Genomic DNA, 14,833 nt, shown 5'->3' with positions numbered 1-14,833 from the left:
CGGCCGGTGCGCGGCCCGGGGGCTCGTTCCTCCCGCCGGCACCGGGTGAAATGCACTGCAACTTAGCCCGTTCCAGTGTTGCGGTCTCTCACGTGCGGCCGTTTCCGGCTACGCTCGAAAGTATGCCCGTATGGTCCAAGGCGTCACGTGCAAGCGCAGAAAAGAAGGCAGTAGTGTCAGTTGGTCAGCTCGACTCAGAGGGTTCGGAGGAGCTCAGGAAGTGGCTGTCCGGGCTTAAGCCTGTCACCGGGGCGGACACCATGCTGCGCTTCACCAAGACCCCTGAAGGTTCCATCGACCTCACGCATGCCCACCCCTCCGGCCTTGCCCAGCTCATGGCGGGACGCCGCACCAGGCTGTCCACGCTGATCCGTGACCACCAGCAGTACGTCGTCGCTGCCCGCGCCTCCCGGAACCTCCGCTCCAAGATTTTTGAGCTGGCCAATGACCGCGGCATCGAAGCCGGGTACCTGTCCGCCGGCACCGTGGTGTGGACGTCCGCCGTCGGGGGCAAACCCCAGCGGGTCTCGGCGCCGGTCATGTTGACCGCCATCTCCCTGACCATCAGGCCCGGTGAAGATGACTACGAGCTTCAGCTCACGGAACAGGCCCGCATCAATCCGGCACTGATCCGTCATCTGAAAACCATCCACGGCATCGTTTTCGACGTCAACGCTGTCACCCGGATGGCCTACAGCACGGCCCGCTTCGATCCCCAGCCCGTGCTGGACAGGATCAGCACCATCGTCAAACCCATCCACGGCGCAGAAGTAGAGCACAATCTGCTCGTCTCTACGTTTGCTGACCTCGCCGGCAACCTTGACGACCCGTGGATCAACCAGCAAAACGCCCTCGTGACGTCCCTGGTTCGTGCCGCGTCCGGTGACGTTATTGACGTCCCTGACTTACAGCTCGGGCGCTTTCCAAGCGTGGACGAGCGGGACCCGGCCGACGAGCTGCTCCTGCTCGATGCCGATGCGGACCAGCAGTACGTGATCGATGCTGTGCGGGCCGGGGACTCCCTCCTGGTCAGCAGTCCTCCCGGCACCGGCCAGACGCAGACGGCCATCAACACCATCGGCGCGCTGGTGGACGAAGGCAAAACTGTCCTCGTGGTGGGGGACCGGCGGGCCAGCCTCAACGAAGTGGCGGCCCGGTTGGAGGGCCTGGGCCTGGAGTCCATCCTGTTCCAGCTGTCCGGCACCGCTACGCCCCAGCAGCTCAAGGGACAGCTGGTCCGGGCCATCGTCCGGAATGAGAAATCAGCCGAGCCGCAGCTGGGCAACCTGCACAAGACGCTCACGGAGCACCGGCATGCGCTGGTGGACCACGTGGCGTCGCTGCACAACGTCCGCGAGCGATGGGGCTGCTCGCCGTACCAGGCCATGCAGTCGCTGGCGGAGCTGACGTCGATCCATCCTGCCCCGGCCACCACTGTCCGGCTCAAGCGGAGCGTCCTGGACAATATCCGCGACCGTGACGAACTCGCCGGCCGGCTCAAGCGCGCTGCAGAACTGGGAAGCTTCAGTAGTGCCTCCACATCAAGCCCCTGGCACGGCGCACGTCTCGTGACGCGCAAGGAGACGGAAGAGGCGCAGGAGCTGGCGCGCTCGGTGGAGAAAAAGCTGCCGGTGCTCCACAGCCGCATGAAGGAGGTCGCCGACCACGCTGAGATCCGGCTAGGGGCCAATTTTGCCGAATGGGGCACCCAGCTCAGGCTGCTGGTGGCGGTCCGGGAGAGCCTGGACAAGTTCACCCCCGATATCTTCGACAGGCCCGTCCACGACCTTATCTCGGCGACGGCATCTTCGGCCTGGCGGCGAGAACAGGGCATTGACATGCCGTCCATGCAGCGTTCGCGCCTGCGAAGGGTGGCCAAGGAATACGTTCGCCCGGGCGTGCACATCTCCGATCTGCACAATTCGCTGGTGCTGGTCCAGGAGCAGCGCGCGCTGTGGGCCGGGTACGCCACGACGCAGCGGCATCCTGCGGTGCCATCAGGCCTGGCTGAGATCAGCATCATGTACCGGGGGCTGACCCGTGAGCTCAAGCAGCTCGGTGAGGCGCTGCGGCACACCCAGGCAGGCGGAGCGCTCGAGAACACCGCCTACCCGGAGCTGATGGAGCGGCTGGAGCGGCTGGTGGCCGACACCCAGACGCTCAAGACCCTGCCCGAGCGCACTCTTCTCATCGAGAACATGCGTGAGCACGGCCTGGGTGAATTGCTTGCCGACCTCTCGGAGCGGGAGGTTCCCGCTGAATCCGTGGCCGCCGAGCTGGACCTTGCATGGTGGCAGTCCGCGCTCGAAGCAATGATCAGCGGCGATGATTACCTCGCCATGTCCGACGGTGACGCCCTGCGCCAGCTGGAGGCCGAATACCGGCTGGCCGACAACGCGCATATCGCCAGCGGCGCGGGGCGCCTGCGCTGGCAGCTGGCCGAGCGCTGGCGCGCCGGGATCGCGGAAAACCCCCGCCAGGCGGACCTCCTCCGGAGCCTGCTCAAAGACGGGCGGGTCACACTCGCCGCGCTCACCGCCCAGGCTCCCGCACTGGTTCCCATGCTGGTGCCGGTCTGGTCCGTCAGCCCCTACCTCATGACGGGGCTGCTCCCGGCTGAGCAGAAATTTGACGCCGTGGTGATTCTCGACGCGGAGGCGACCTCGCTCCAGGCGGTCCTGCCGGCGATGGCCCGGGCCAAGCAGGTCATTGCCTTTGGCGATGACAAGATTGCCAGCCCCCGCACGTTCACGGTGGCCGTTGAGCGGCTCGCCGCCGGGGAACCCACCCACCAGAGCGTGGAGAGTGCCTTCAGCGCCCTGGCCGCCGTCCTGCCGACGTGGCGGCTGCACTCCGTCTACCGCGCGGTGGACGAGGACCTGGTGCTGCAGCTCAGCAAGGGCTTTTACGACGGCGGCCTCCGCCGGCTGCCTGAGGGCCAGTCCGCCACGGGGCTGGACCGTGCCCTGCTTGTAGAGTACCTGGCGGACGGCACCGGACTGCCGAGCGCGGACCACGAGGGCGTGGAGTCAGTCGTGGCCGAGGTCAACCGGGTGGTGGAGCTGGTGTTCGAGCACGCCCGCCTGCGCCCGCGGACGTCGCTGGCTGTCGTCACGGCGAGCCTGCGCCATGCGGCGAGGATCGGCGAGGCCATCCGGCTGCAGCTTCCGAACTATCCCATGCTCTCGGGATTCTTCAGTGCGGGCGAGGAATCGTTCCGGGTGGTGGATCTGGAGCGTGCCCAGGGTCTGGTCCGCGACCACGTGATTTTCTCGCCCGGCTATGGCCGGACACCCCACGGGCGTGCCCTGCACAACTTTGGCCCGCTGTCTGCCGAGGGCGGCCGGGCGAAGTTTGCCCTGGCCATGACCCGTGCCCGGCAGTCGCTGCACGTCCTTACCTGCTTCAAACCGGAAGACCTGGACAGGACACGGCTGGCCCACGGGGCTGTGGACCTGTATGAACTGCTGGACCGGGAGATTTCCGGCAACACTGACCTCGGAACCCCAGCATCCCGTGCCGCGGCAAGCGAGCAGGCTCTCGGGGCCGACCCGCTCGTGGCTGACCTGGGAGACCGTCTCCGGGCCCGCGGGGCGCGCGTCTGGCACCAGTACGACGGCGTCATTGACGTCGTGGCTGCGGCCGACCCTTTGAGCACCATGGGTCAGGACGAAGCCGAGATTCCCCGCCCGGTAGCCATCGAGTCTGACGGGACGGAGCAGTACCGCCAGATGACGGTCCGCGAACGCAGCAGGTTGCGTCCGCAGCTTCTGGAGCGCCTGGGCTGGCGGTACATGCCGCTGTGGACGATTGAGGTGTTCACTGACCCTTCGGCGTGCGCTGACCGGATCGGCGGTTACCTCGGACTCGAGAAACCGGTCCGGGCAGCCAGGTCCGCAGCGTCACTCGGATTCTTCGATGACGAAGTCCCAAGCCTGGAGGAGGAGTCCTACGAGCCTGCCGCGGATCCGGTTCAGGGCCTCTACGGTGACGACCCGGATCAGGATGACCAAGCCGGCCAGGGAGTCCAGGACGCGGAAGAGGACGATCCTTCGCCCGCGGGAATGCAACGTGACGGCTATCGGCACGACCTCGCACCCGACGACACCCGTGACAAGGCGGGCGGCGGCCGTGAAAACGGCCTCGAGAAGGATTACGAGGTCGAGACCACGGACAGGCAGGAGAGGGCACAGTGAGTTCTGGCGACGGAAGGCCTGGAGCAGCAAGCGATGAATCCCGCCCCGGTTCGGCGCCTTCATCTGATGACGGGGCGGCCCCCTCGAAGCCGCCCGCCGAAGCGCCGGCTGGACCCTCCACTTCGGCCTCTTCAACTCCTGCCAAGCCTTCGGCCCCGGCCAAGACGGCAGCTGCCCTGAAACGGGGCGGCCTGGTGCCGAACAAGGCGTCCGAGGACGATCCCCGGGCATGGGGCGACTCCGAATCCGACAATGACCACGATGCCTGGCTGAAGGAACAGAAACCTCCGCACTGGGGTTAGCCGCTTCGGCCATTATTACGGGAGGCATTGTCGCAGCGCCGCGTTGTCGCGGTCCTGTCGCGGGCCACGCTGTCAGTGGCGGGCGGAGCCCACGAGCGTGAAGAAGAGTTTTCCCTGCGTTGACGCTCCCGCCAGTGCGGTCGCCTGCGCCGGAGTGGCAGCGACCACCATCAGACCGTCGGAGTCGCCAGCGGCAAGCCACTGGCCGCTCTGGCCCTCCTGCCCGGAAGTCCACAAGACGGGCACGCCTGTGGCCAGGACTTTGGAAGCTGACTTCTGCTCGTAACCCACGCCGCTTGTGAGCACGACCGTGACCAGCTGGCCGGGGGAGACGAGCCGGATGGAGGAAGGGTCCGCCATCCTGAGCGGCACGGCGGCTGAGCCTGGCGGAGCGCCCGTGAGCAGACCGGGACCCACCAGCTGGGCATCTGTGAGGAGCTGGCCCTTGCGGAGGGGCGCGGCCAGGTGCTTTCCGTTGAGTACGGCCGGTTCGGTGAAGGTTCCGGCGGAGAGCATGGCCGGCGGAACGTTGATGGCGGCCAGATCGGTGCCGCTCAACGCGGCTCCGGCCGGCAAGTCCCGCGCCGCCGCCAGCGCAGAGACTGTGTGTGAGGGTACCGGCGTCAGCTGATGGACGGCAATTCCTGCCGCCGCACACAGCAGCAGCGCAACGGCAAGGCGGCGGTTGCGGTTCAGCCAGCCCTGCAGTCGGCCGGTGCGGGAGCGCCCGGGAGGCCCAGGCCGTGCAGTACGCCGGTTGGAGCGGGAGACAGGGCTGGAGGCTTTGAGGGGAAGCAGTCCGATAGCTGGCATGCTGCCACGCTACGGAAGCCGCGTACCTGGGGGACAGAGCCTGCCGGCCCTATGTGGAAAACCCGGCCTATGTGGAAAAGTGCGATCTGTGAGAGCGCGGAACTGTCAGCTGGCGGCAGCGGCCGGGGCGGTCGAGGGAGCGGCGGCTGCCGGCGCCGGCGCGGCGGGAGCCGATGAGACCGTGCTGCCCTTGGCGTCGCGCGAATCTGTCCGGTAAAAGCCAGAGCCCTTGAAGACCACGCCGACGCTGTTGAACTTCTTGCGCAGGGTCCCTTGGCATTCGGGGCAGGACGTCAGAGTGCTGTCAGTGAATGACTGCACGATGTCAAAGGCATGGCTGCAATCCTTGCAGGCATAGGCATACGTGGGCACTGTAGATCCTCCTCTTGGACAAACGACAGGTCCCGTGCTGCCAAGCGCCCATTCCCGCGAAGTTCCTTGACGGTTCTTCCTGCCGGAAAGAGCCCTATTAGCAGTCGCAGGGCCTGAGTGCCAATTCTATCACCTCGCCGCGGCGGCCATCACGTCAGTAGGACCAGGCCGGAGGGCGTGAGGACAGCATCTACGGGACGGTCAAAGCTTTCAACGGGAATGGTCGCTGCGGGCAGGAGTTCGGAATCGTAAATGACCGCTGCCTTGGGCGCGTGCAGTCCGCTGGCCTCTGCGGCGGCCAGGAACTTGTCGTAGTACCCGCCGCCCTGGCCGACTCTGTTTCCGCTCATATCGACGGCCGTTGCAGGCAGGAACATCCCCGCGACGTCCCGGAGGGCTTCCAGGCCATGGCGCTCTCCTGCGGGTTCCTGAATGGGCGCATATTTGCTGCGGACAAACTCGGCGGCAGGATCCCAGAAGACCCAGCTCAGTGCACGGTCCGGCTCGCAGACCGGCAGCAGTACCTTGTGGCCGGCCTCGTGGAGCGCCGAAATCAAGGGAAGGGTGGGCGGTTCAAACGCCACTCCCAGATAAGCCGTGAACGTCGCAGGTCTGCTGTCGGCGACGCTGCCGGCCCAGTCCAGCCCATGAAAGGCAATGCCGGCCGCCGCCGCTGAGAGCGCTTCGGGCTGCATCGCTGTCCGGCTTCTCCGATGCCTGGAGCGGATCTCATCCTTTGTCGGCAGGGTCTCTGGTGGCATGGTGCCTCATCCTCTGTTGCTCGGAATCCGGCCGGGCCGCTGCCGGAAGCATTTACTGTATGAATGTTCCCTCCGATACATTAGACGAGTGACTTCCACTAACCGTTCAGTCCGCAAGGCCGTCATCCCCGTAGCGGGACTCGGCACCAGGTTCCTGCCTGCCACCAAGGCCATGCCCAAGGAAATGCTGCCGGTGGTGGATAAGCCAGCGATCCAGTACGTGGTTGAGGAAGCCGTCAAGGTTGGCCTGAGCGACGTGCTGATGATCACCGGCCGCAACAAGCGCGCACTCGAGGACCACTTTGACCGGGTTCCGGCGCTCGAAGCAACGCTGGAAGCAAAGGGTGACACCGTCAAGCTGGAGTCCATCCAGGCTGCGAGCAACCTGGGCGACATCCACTACGTGCGCCAGGGCGACCCGAAAGGCCTCGGCCACGCCGTGCTGCGCGCGCGCCAGCATGTTGGCTATGAGCCGTTTGCGGTGCTCCTCGGCGATGACCTGATCGATGCCCGCGATGACCTCCTGAGCACCATGATCGAAGTGCAGGCCAAGACCGGTGGCTCCGTGGTGGCCCTCATTGAGGTGGAACCGTCCCAGATCAGCGCCTACGGCTGCGCTGACATTTCCGAGATTGATGGCGAAGGCTTCGTCCGCATCAACGAACTCGTGGAAAAGCCGGACGCTGACGAGGCGCCCTCCAACCTTGCCGTCATCGGACGCTACGTGCTGCACCCTGATGTCTTCGATGTGCTGGAGAAGACGGGACCCGGCCGCGGCGGTGAGATCCAGCTGACGGATGCCCTGCAGGAACTGGCGAGCAGGGACGGTGAAGGCGGGGGCGTCTTCGGCGTTGTTTTCCGCGGCCGCCGCTACGACACCGGGGACAAGCTCAGCTACCTCAAGGCCTGCGTCCAGCTTGCCATTGACAGCGATGACATGGGCCCCGGCTTGCGCCAGTGGCTGTCCGAGTTCACCGCCGGCCTGACAAAGTAACGTCCCATGCGGGTCAGCCACATCTGGCCGGTCACTCTGGAGTGCGGGGACATCATCCTGCGCCCTATCAGGTACCGCGACCGCAGGGAATGGACTGAGGTCCGTTCGCGCAACAGCGAGTGGCTGGCACCGTGGGAGGCGTCCAACCCGGCGCCGGGCGGGGCCCTTCCTGGCTACCGGCAGATGGTGCGTTCCCTGAACACGCAAGCGGCCCAGGGAACAGCTCTGCCGTTCGTCATCACGGCCCGGACGCCGGGATTCCGCGATCCTGTCATCGTCGGGCAGTTGACGGTGTCCTCGATTGTGTGGGGTTCTGCCATGATGGCGACCCTGGGTTATTGGGTTGATGAGGCGCGGGCGGGGCAGGGGATTGCTCCCACGGCGGTTGCCATGGTCACGGACCATTGCTTCAGGACACTGGGGCTGCACCGCATGGAAATCAACATCCGCCCTGAAAACGGACCGAGTTTGCGCGTGGTGGAGAAGCTCGGCTTCCGCGACGAGGGCTACAGGCCGCGGTTCCTGCACATCAACGGGGAGTGGGCGGACCACCGGTCCTTTGCCCTGACGTCAGAGGAAGTTCCCGAAGGTCTTCTCAACCGATGGCTGCGCACGAGGCCTGCATGATGGGATCCACGGGCGGCGTCTTCGACTTAAGTCCAATCATTTGAGAGCCCGGAAGCGACACACCGAGATGAATGCCACAAGAGGTCGGCAATTCCTCATACGGTTTTGTGTGTGGACTTCCCCCTTAGCAGCTCAGTCATCCTTGTGGTTGCTGTTGCGCTCTGGATTGTGTGGGTCGCCCCTTACGTCCTCCGAAGCGGCCGGCATCAGTTTCAGGCCGCCGGCGATCTGATGCTTGAGACCGTTGACCACGAAACTGCAAACCCGCAAGCCGGAGCGGTCCTTTATATGACCGCCCAGCAGGAGAATCCCATGGACATCAGGAAGAGCAGCGAATCCGCAGCAGGCTTCACGCCGGGCCAGCCCAGCCGCAAGCCTGCCGTCAGGAACGGAGGCGCCTTCCGGATCCGATATGGACGTGTTGCCATCGCCCTGGCCGGACTCCTGTTCATTGCCACAGCCCTGGTCTCGGGAATTCTGCAGATCTTTGGGCTGGGAAGCGGCTGGCTTCCGGCGGGATCGTTCCTGGCCGGCCTTGCCGCCGTCGTTCTTCTCCGCCGGCTTGCTGTGCGCGATCGCCGCAGGAAGATGAAGGCCGCCTTCGCCGCTGCGATGGGCGCACCCGCCCCACGGCACCACGCCGCGCCGGATGCCGCCCCGGCCGCAGAAGAGACGGTGCTCCGCGAAAGCACACTCTTCGATGCGGAAGCCGCAGCCGCAAAGCCCAGGCCCCTGACCGCCGTCGAACTCCGCGAGGCCGCCCTGGCGGTTGCCCTCGCAGCCGGCGACCACAGCGGGCAGGCTGCCAAGGCGCAGGAAGCTGCCGCCCCGGGGACGGACGAGACCACCAGCTGGGAGCCGGTCGAGGTTCCGAAGCCCACGTACGTTGAGGCCGCCAAGGCTGAACGCCCCGCCCCTGAACCACTCGACCTGCCGGAGGCCCCGAAGGCCGCAGGCAAACCGTCCCTGAAGCAGGGCAGCGCTGCTGCGCCCGCTGTCGCCTCGCCGAATGCCGGGCAGGCCCGGCCTCAGACGAAGGCACAGAGCGCGCTGAGCAACCTGGACGATGTCCTGCAGCGCCGCCGCGCGTAGCCTGGCTCAGGCCGCCGTGTGTAGCCTCGGAGCATGAGCCGCATCTGCGTTGCCGGCGGCACCGGCCAGGTTGGCCGCGAAGTGGTGGGACGGGCCCTAGACCAAGGGCACGCCGTCGCCGTCCTCAGCCGGAACCCGCCGCCGGCGGGCGAGGCCGCCAAGATCGACGGCGCCACTTACTTCCGCGGCGACGTCACCACCGGGGAAGGGGTACCGGAAGCGCTGGCGGGAGCCGACGTCGTTATTGACTGCCTGGAGGGGCAGACCGGGGAAGCGCTCAAACTGTTCGCCACCGGTGGCGAGCTTCTGTTGTCCGCAGCACTGGAAGCCGGGGTTGTGAGGGCCGTGCTCCTTTCCATCGTCAATTGCGACCAGACGGCTTACGGTTTCTACCGGTCGAAGGCGGAAAAGGAACGTGTGTATTCACGCTCGGAGCTGGAAACCGTGACGGTGCGCGCCACGCAGTTTCACAGTCTCGTGGCACGGCTATTCGCGGCCGGGTCCCGGGTCGGACTCGTTCCGACGATTCGGGGCGCACGGTTCCAAACGATCTCGCCGGGCGAAGTGGCAGCTGCGCTGCTTGAAGCGGCACTTGAGGCGCCAACGGGGGAGCGGCACAGGCTGAGGACGATCGGCGGACCGGAAGTCAAGGACATGAAGGCCATGGCGCAGACGTGGAAGCGGGTCACCGGGGCACGGGGACTGGTTATCGGGCTGCCGCTGCCCGGCCCCATGGGAAGATTCCTGCGCGAAGGCAGGAACCTGGCTCCCGGTGAGCCCTACGGCCGGGAGACATTCGAGGGCTGGCTGGAAAAGAGACGGGAAAATTTGTAGCCTAAGGAAACCGGCGTTGCCGTTCCTCATAGAGGCAGCGTCCCCGGGGTTATAGCTCAGTTGGTAGAGCGCTTCGTTCGCATCGAAGAGGTCAGGGGTTCGAATCCCCTTAGCTCCACGAATGTGGTGAGCCGAGACATCCCTCACGGATGGGTCGGGTCATCGGTAACACCCCGGTCTTCGGACCGGGGTGTTTTTCTTTCTCTGGGCTGGTAGTCCGGGTGGGGTCGTGCCAACCGTGTTCCTTGTTCATGGGAACGGAAGCCTGGCCGCGGCCTGCAGCAGGAGAGAACCTTGACGTTTCAGCAGCACTAGACCACCCGGGTCGGCAGTGCCATCAGCTGTCGGTTTAGCCGACACCTCAGGAAGACCGCCGCTTAATCCGGGAAGCTTCCGAGTGCAGCCACCGGCCCTCGAGCTACGTTCAAGCCCGTCCCTGGGGTTCCCGTCCGGAGGACCGGCCGACGACGTGGGAAAGGTCTAGGCTCGGACGTATGGACAGCGATCCCGTTCCGGGGCGGAGGTTCCCGGACGCTCCGTCCTACGACGTGCACCGCCGCGTCGTGGAGACGTACGCCCGCGACCTGCCGAGCAGCAACAGCCTGCTGGACGCCCTCGCCAAGCGCAGCATCCGCGGGGGGCGCAAGGCCGAGTTCGAGTTCGCCGCCACGCCATACAACTTCTGCGAGGTCCTCTCCGTGGCGTCCCCGGAGACCGCCGTGGCCCTGCTCGATGCGGGGATAACGACGGCAGATGAGGCCGTTGCGTTCCTCGAAGAGCAACGGCTTGACGACCTCGTCGAGGACAACCACGATGTCGCGGAGGCGGCGCTCCGCTGGGCGGCGATGCCTTCGGAAGTGCTCGACCGCTTCCAGCACGCCCCCGTGTCGTTCTACGACGACGCCGAGGGCTTCGGGGAGAAGCTGGGTGAGGACCTGCTCGGCAAGCTTCGGCGGAACCAGACGGTGTGGGTTGCCGTGCAGGAGCGCAGGATCGACCTGCGAGATATCCTCCAGATCGGTATCTCGCGGTTCCTCGAGGCCGAGGACAACGAGGGTACCCTCAGTGGGCTGCTGGCCAGCCTGAAGTCGGACGCGGATCAGCCGGTCCGAGCCGAGGACATCAGCGGCTGGATTGAGCGATTCAGGATCGGCAGGGAGACCCCGAACGAGGTCAAGGAAGGGGTCTACCGGCTCGCCGTCCGGCACGGTGCTGACCTGGCCGCGCGGATTCCCCGGGATGCCCGCACCATGAGGCTTGCCAACGGCCTCTCGCGTATCGCCCACAGCGAGAGGCGCCGTCTCGACTTCGAGCGGCGCCTGATCCTTTTCGGCGCGGAGGTTCTGGCAGGGGCCTCGGGGGCGGCAGGGCTGTCAGCCCCGCTGAACGAGCACGACCTGATGAGGCTAGCAGACGCGGGGATCACTGCCGCGCAGGCCGCCGAGGGATACCTGAGGGGGATGAGCGCCGCGCAGATGATCGCGGTGCACAGGGAAGGTGGCGTGCCGGGCGTCCCAGACGGCTGGATCTGATGCCCTGGCTCGCACGTTAGAGGGCCCGAGCGTGCCGGGCACTGAGGCGAGGGGTCATGGCGCAGTTTGACCGCAGCATCCAGCGAGCAACTGCGGCCGTCGCGGCCATGGTAAGGGCGCCGTCAGAGCCAGTCCCGAGGCTGCGTGAAGAACATGAACGAGTACGAGCTCATCCTTCGGGGACGGAGCTCGTACTCGTTCCTGCGTTGGTGGTGTCGTTCGGCCGTGGCGTCGCGTTTCCGGTGCGCGCCCGTCGCCGCTAGTCGATCGGTGTGGGCGGCCGCTCACCGCGGAGCACGGCGAGCGCGTTGTCGGCGGCGAGAACCGCCATGGCGGTGCGCGTCTCTACGGTGGCCGAGCCGAGGTGCGGCACGAGTGTTACATTCTCCAGATCCAGCAACTCGGGATGGACCTGGGGTTCGTGCTCGAAGACGTCCAGCCCGGCACCCGCGATGACGCCGTCGCGCAGCGCGGCGGCCAGCGCCGCTTCGTCGACGATCGGTCCACGTGCGGTGTTGACGAGGTATGTCGAGCTCTTCATCGCTGCGAGCTGCTCGGCGCCGATCAGATGGTGCGTGGCGGCTCCGTACGGGCAGTGCAGCGAAACGACGTCGGAAACAGTCAGCAACTCGTCGAGATCGACCCGCCGGGCGCCCAGTTCCGCTGCGATCGCGGGGTCGATCTCACTGCGTGACTGGTAGACGATGTCCATGCCGAAGGCCTTTGCCCGGCGAGCTGTCGCCTGGCCGATGCCGCCCATGCCGACGACGCCGAGGGTCTTGCCCTGTAGGCTGCTGCCGAGCAGGAAGAACATGCCCCACTTCCACGCCTGGCCAGCGCGGATGAGCCGTTCGCCCTCACCGAGCCGGCGGGTCGCCATGAGGATGAGCCCGAACGCGATGTCGGCGGTCGCCTCGGTGAGCACGCCGGGTGTGTTGGTGGCGACAATACCCCGTCCGGTGCAGGCCGGCACGTCGATGTTGTCATAGCCGACGGCGACGTTCGCCACGGCTTTGAGCTGCGGGCCGGCGGCGTCGAGCAGCTCGGCGTCGATGCGCTCGGTGAGCAGGCTCACGATGGCATCGGCGCCGGCCACGCGGCGCAGGAGCTCCTCGCGGCCAATCGACTCCGGACCCTGCCAGGCATCGACCTCGTGCTCGGCGCGGAGCTTCTCGATTGCGGCATCGGGGATACGCCCCGTGACGACGACCCGGCTCATGCCGTCTCGATCCACTCGCGCAGGCGTCCGAGGCCGTCGCGGATGTCGGGCACCTCGATGCCCGAGTAGGCGAGCCGGATGTACTGCCGTTCCTCGCCGGGCAGGCGTCGGCCGAAGTGCTCGCGCGTGCAGAAGGAGACGCCAGTCTTGTACAAGGCATCAGTGGCGAAGTCGCCGACTGCCGAGTAACCCATGCGCTCCATGGCCTCGGTGACGTCGGGGAACAGGTAGAAGGTCGACTGCGGGACGGCGACGTGCATGCCGGGGATGGAATTCACGAGCTCGCATGCGGTGTCCCGACGCTTCTGCAGGATCTCAAGCATCTGCTGCACAGATTCCTGGGGGCCGCGGAGCGCTTCGATGCCGGCCCACTGCACGTAGTGCGTCGTGCAGGACTCATCATTGGTGTTAAGCGTGCTGAGCACCTGGGCGATCTCGCGCGGGGCGACGGCGCAGCCGAGGCGTGAGCCGGTCATGGCGAACTTCTTGCTGAACGTGTAGAGGATGACGGTACGCTCGGCCATGCCGGGAAGCGATGCGATCGAGCTCGAGACCCCCTCATAGCGGGTCTCGAAGTAGGCCTCGTCGGAGAGTACCCAGAGGTCGTGTTCCATCGCGAGCTGTGCGATGGCCTCACGCTCGGCCGCGGTCGACTCGGCTGAGATGGGGTTCTGCAGGTCGTTGTAGATAATTGCGACCGTGTTCGGGGTGATCGACGCGCGGATCTGCTCGAGGTCGATCGCGAATCCCGTGCTCGTGGGCAGATAGCGGTACGGCACGGCCGTGCCGCCGAGGTACTCGATCTGGGATTCATAGATCGGGAAGCCGGGGTTGGGGTAGAGCACTTCCTGGCCGGGGTTCATGACCGCCTGCAGGAACTTCGTGATGACGGGCTTGCCGCCGGGCATCACGACCACATTGTCGGGGGAGAACTCGATTCCGCGGCGCGAGCCGAGGTCGTCGGCGAGGGCTTCACGCAGTTGCGGGATGCCGGGGCCGGGGCAGTATCCCGTGTAGCCGTCGGCGATTGCCCGGTTCATCGCCTCGACGATATGTGGGGCCGTCGGGATGTTGATGTCGCCGAGGTGGAAGGGGTACACGCGGTTCCCCTTCGCCTTCCAGGCGGCTGCGGCTTGGGCGACGCTGAAGGCGGTTTCGGTGCCTAGGCGTTCGAGCCGGTGCGCGAGTTGCTGCATGCTGTTCTACTCCTCATCGAGTTGACGATCGATCCTCTGCAGATTCCGCTCTAGTATAGGACTAATATATCAAAGATCGCAAGATGATATGCGGAATAATTTTCAAGGAAACAGGGTCGCTGAATCGGAACACCGGCGACCGTGGCGAGGAAACCGACGCACCCCAGCACGTCATCGCTGTAGAGCGCCTTGGCGAAGGCAGTTGGTGGTCCAGCTTCTGCAGGGTCGGGCTGGCGGAAGAGCTCTTTTACCCGAGGTTGGCCGCCTAACGAGAGACTTCTGGCCCTAGCAGAAGATCCGCGTGCCGGACGCTTAACATCAGCGCCGGGCAGACGTATTTTATTGGTGCTGGAAATCCAGCCCCGGGCCCCGGTTGCCTTGGCTGCCGGGCGAACGGGCAGTACCCAGGGAGGTGGCAACGATGAACAGCATCATCCGCCGGGCAGGTTCTGACATTACCGAGCCGTTGCGGCGTTTCCTTGAAGGGGACCTGGGGTCCTGGCTTCGGGTGGAGGAATACCGCGAGGAAGGAACAATGGTCGTCAGAGCGGAAGTCCCCGGCATCGACCCTGAACAGGACGTCGACATCACTCTGGTCGGAAACGAACTGCAGATCGATGTCCGCCACCAGGAAAAATCCGAGCATAAGGATAAGCGGGGATACCGTTCGGAGTTCAAGTACGGTACCTTCTCCCGCGCGATAACCCTGCCCGGTCCTGTCGACGAGAACGACATTCGGGCCTCCTATAATGACGGAGTCCTTGAGGTCCGGATTCCCGTTCCCGACGAGGCCGCGGCGGCTTCCCGGAAGATACCCATCACACGCGGGGCGGCAGGTCGGGCAACAGGCACCAGTATGGGAGAAGCGACATCGGCAGGGCAGATGTAGGCGAAC

General features: G+C 65.8%; 13 protein-coding genes and 1 tRNA gene. 9 read left to right on the top strand and 5 right to left on the bottom strand.

Annotated features, from left to right (window positions below; genetic code table 11):
• The first annotated feature begins 122 nt into the window (after window positions 1-122).
• Together J7E80_RS18705 and J7E80_RS18700 are read left to right on the top strand one after the other, a co-directional pair.
• Window positions 123-4,196: an AAA family ATPase gene (locus tag J7E80_RS18705; protein ID WP_251037086.1), complete on the top strand. Its 4,074-nt coding sequence runs from the start codon at window positions 123-125 to the stop codon at window positions 4,194-4,196.
• Window positions 4,193-4,498: a hypothetical protein gene (locus J7E80_RS18700; protein ID WP_215053727.1), complete on the top strand. Its 306-nt coding sequence runs from the start codon at window positions 4,193-4,195 to the stop codon at window positions 4,496-4,498. The genes J7E80_RS18705 and J7E80_RS18700 overlap by 4 nt, the downstream gene beginning before the upstream one ends.
• Before the next feature lie 72 nt (window positions 4,499-4,570).
• Here the strand turns inward: J7E80_RS18700 and cpaB are convergent, their stop codons facing one another.
• The 3 genes from cpaB to J7E80_RS18685 all read right to left on the bottom strand — a co-directional run bounded on the left by cpaB (window position 4,571) and on the right by J7E80_RS18685 (window position 6,444).
• Window positions 4,571-5,311, bottom strand: coding sequence for a Flp pilus assembly protein CpaB (cpaB, locus tag J7E80_RS18695; protein ID WP_215053726.1), 741 nt, complete (start codon window positions 5,309-5,311; stop codon window positions 4,571-4,573).
• 105 nt (window positions 5,312-5,416) lie between these two features.
• Window positions 5,417-5,683 carry an FmdB family zinc ribbon protein gene (locus J7E80_RS18690; protein ID WP_215053725.1) on the bottom strand — a complete coding sequence of 89 codons (267 nt, stop codon included), beginning with the start codon at window positions 5,681-5,683 and terminating at the stop codon, window positions 5,417-5,419.
• A 149-nt stretch (window positions 5,684-5,832) separates the two neighbouring features.
• A complete protein-coding gene (locus J7E80_RS18685) occupies window positions 5,833-6,444 on the bottom strand; it encodes a 5-formyltetrahydrofolate cyclo-ligase (RefSeq protein WP_215053724.1) in 612 nt (203 codons plus the stop codon).
• An 88-nt stretch (window positions 6,445-6,532) separates the two neighbouring features.
• On the opposite strand from J7E80_RS18685, the gene galU reads away from it, so the two are divergent.
• From galU to J7E80_RS18655, 6 genes are all read left to right on the top strand, one after another.
• Complete coding sequence (gene galU / locus J7E80_RS18680; protein ID WP_215053723.1) at window positions 6,533-7,438, top strand: UTP--glucose-1-phosphate uridylyltransferase GalU; 906 nt, start codon at window positions 6,533-6,535, stop codon at window positions 7,436-7,438.
• Window positions 7,439-7,444: 6 nt separating this feature from the next.
• Window positions 7,445-8,065, top strand: coding sequence for a GNAT family N-acetyltransferase (locus J7E80_RS18675; protein WP_215053722.1), 621 nt, complete (start codon window positions 7,445-7,447; stop codon window positions 8,063-8,065).
• Window positions 8,066-8,176: 111 nt separating this feature from the next.
• The gene (locus J7E80_RS18670; RefSeq protein WP_215053721.1) at window positions 8,177-9,157 is read left to right on the top strand and encodes a hypothetical protein; all 981 of its coding nucleotides are present in this window, start codon (window positions 8,177-8,179) and stop codon (window positions 9,155-9,157) included.
• 33 nt (window positions 9,158-9,190) lie between these two features.
• A complete protein-coding gene (locus J7E80_RS18665) occupies window positions 9,191-9,991 on the top strand; it encodes an SDR family oxidoreductase (protein ID WP_215053720.1) in 801 nt (266 codons plus the stop codon).
• A gap of 45 nt (window positions 9,992-10,036) precedes the next feature.
• Window positions 10,037-10,109: transfer RNA gene (locus J7E80_RS18660), tRNA-Ala, on the top strand.
• A gap of 376 nt (window positions 10,110-10,485) precedes the next feature.
• Window positions 10,486-11,523, top strand: a complete 1,038-nt coding sequence (locus J7E80_RS18655) for a hypothetical protein (RefSeq protein ID WP_215053719.1) — start codon at window positions 10,486-10,488, stop codon at window positions 11,521-11,523.
• A gap of 259 nt (window positions 11,524-11,782) precedes the next feature.
• On the opposite strand, the gene J7E80_RS18650 is transcribed toward J7E80_RS18655, so the two are convergent.
• Together J7E80_RS18650 and J7E80_RS18645 are read right to left on the bottom strand one after the other, a co-directional pair.
• Window positions 11,783-12,742, bottom strand: coding sequence for a D-glycerate dehydrogenase (locus J7E80_RS18650; protein ID WP_215053718.1), 960 nt, complete (start codon window positions 12,740-12,742; stop codon window positions 11,783-11,785).
• Window positions 12,739-13,938 carry a pyridoxal phosphate-dependent aminotransferase gene (locus tag J7E80_RS18645; protein ID WP_215053717.1) on the bottom strand — a complete coding sequence of 400 codons (1,200 nt, stop codon included), beginning with the start codon at window positions 13,936-13,938 and terminating at the stop codon, window positions 12,739-12,741. The genes J7E80_RS18650 and J7E80_RS18645 overlap by 4 nt, the downstream gene beginning before the upstream one ends.
• A 421-nt stretch (window positions 13,939-14,359) precedes the next feature.
• Between J7E80_RS18645 and J7E80_RS18640 the strand changes: the two genes are divergently transcribed.
• Window positions 14,360-14,827: an Hsp20/alpha crystallin family protein gene (locus tag J7E80_RS18640; protein ID WP_215053716.1), complete on the top strand. Its 468-nt coding sequence runs from the start codon at window positions 14,360-14,362 to the stop codon at window positions 14,825-14,827.
• Window positions 14,828-14,833: the final 6 nt, after the last annotated feature.

The sequence above is a fragment of the Arthrobacter sp. ISL-28 genome, from assembly GCF_018613875.1.
Classification (GTDB): domain Bacteria; phylum Actinomycetota; class Actinomycetes; order Actinomycetales; family Micrococcaceae; genus Arthrobacter.
Note: the sequence above shows the minus strand (reverse complement) of the source record. Positions and strands in the feature narration are given on the sequence as shown.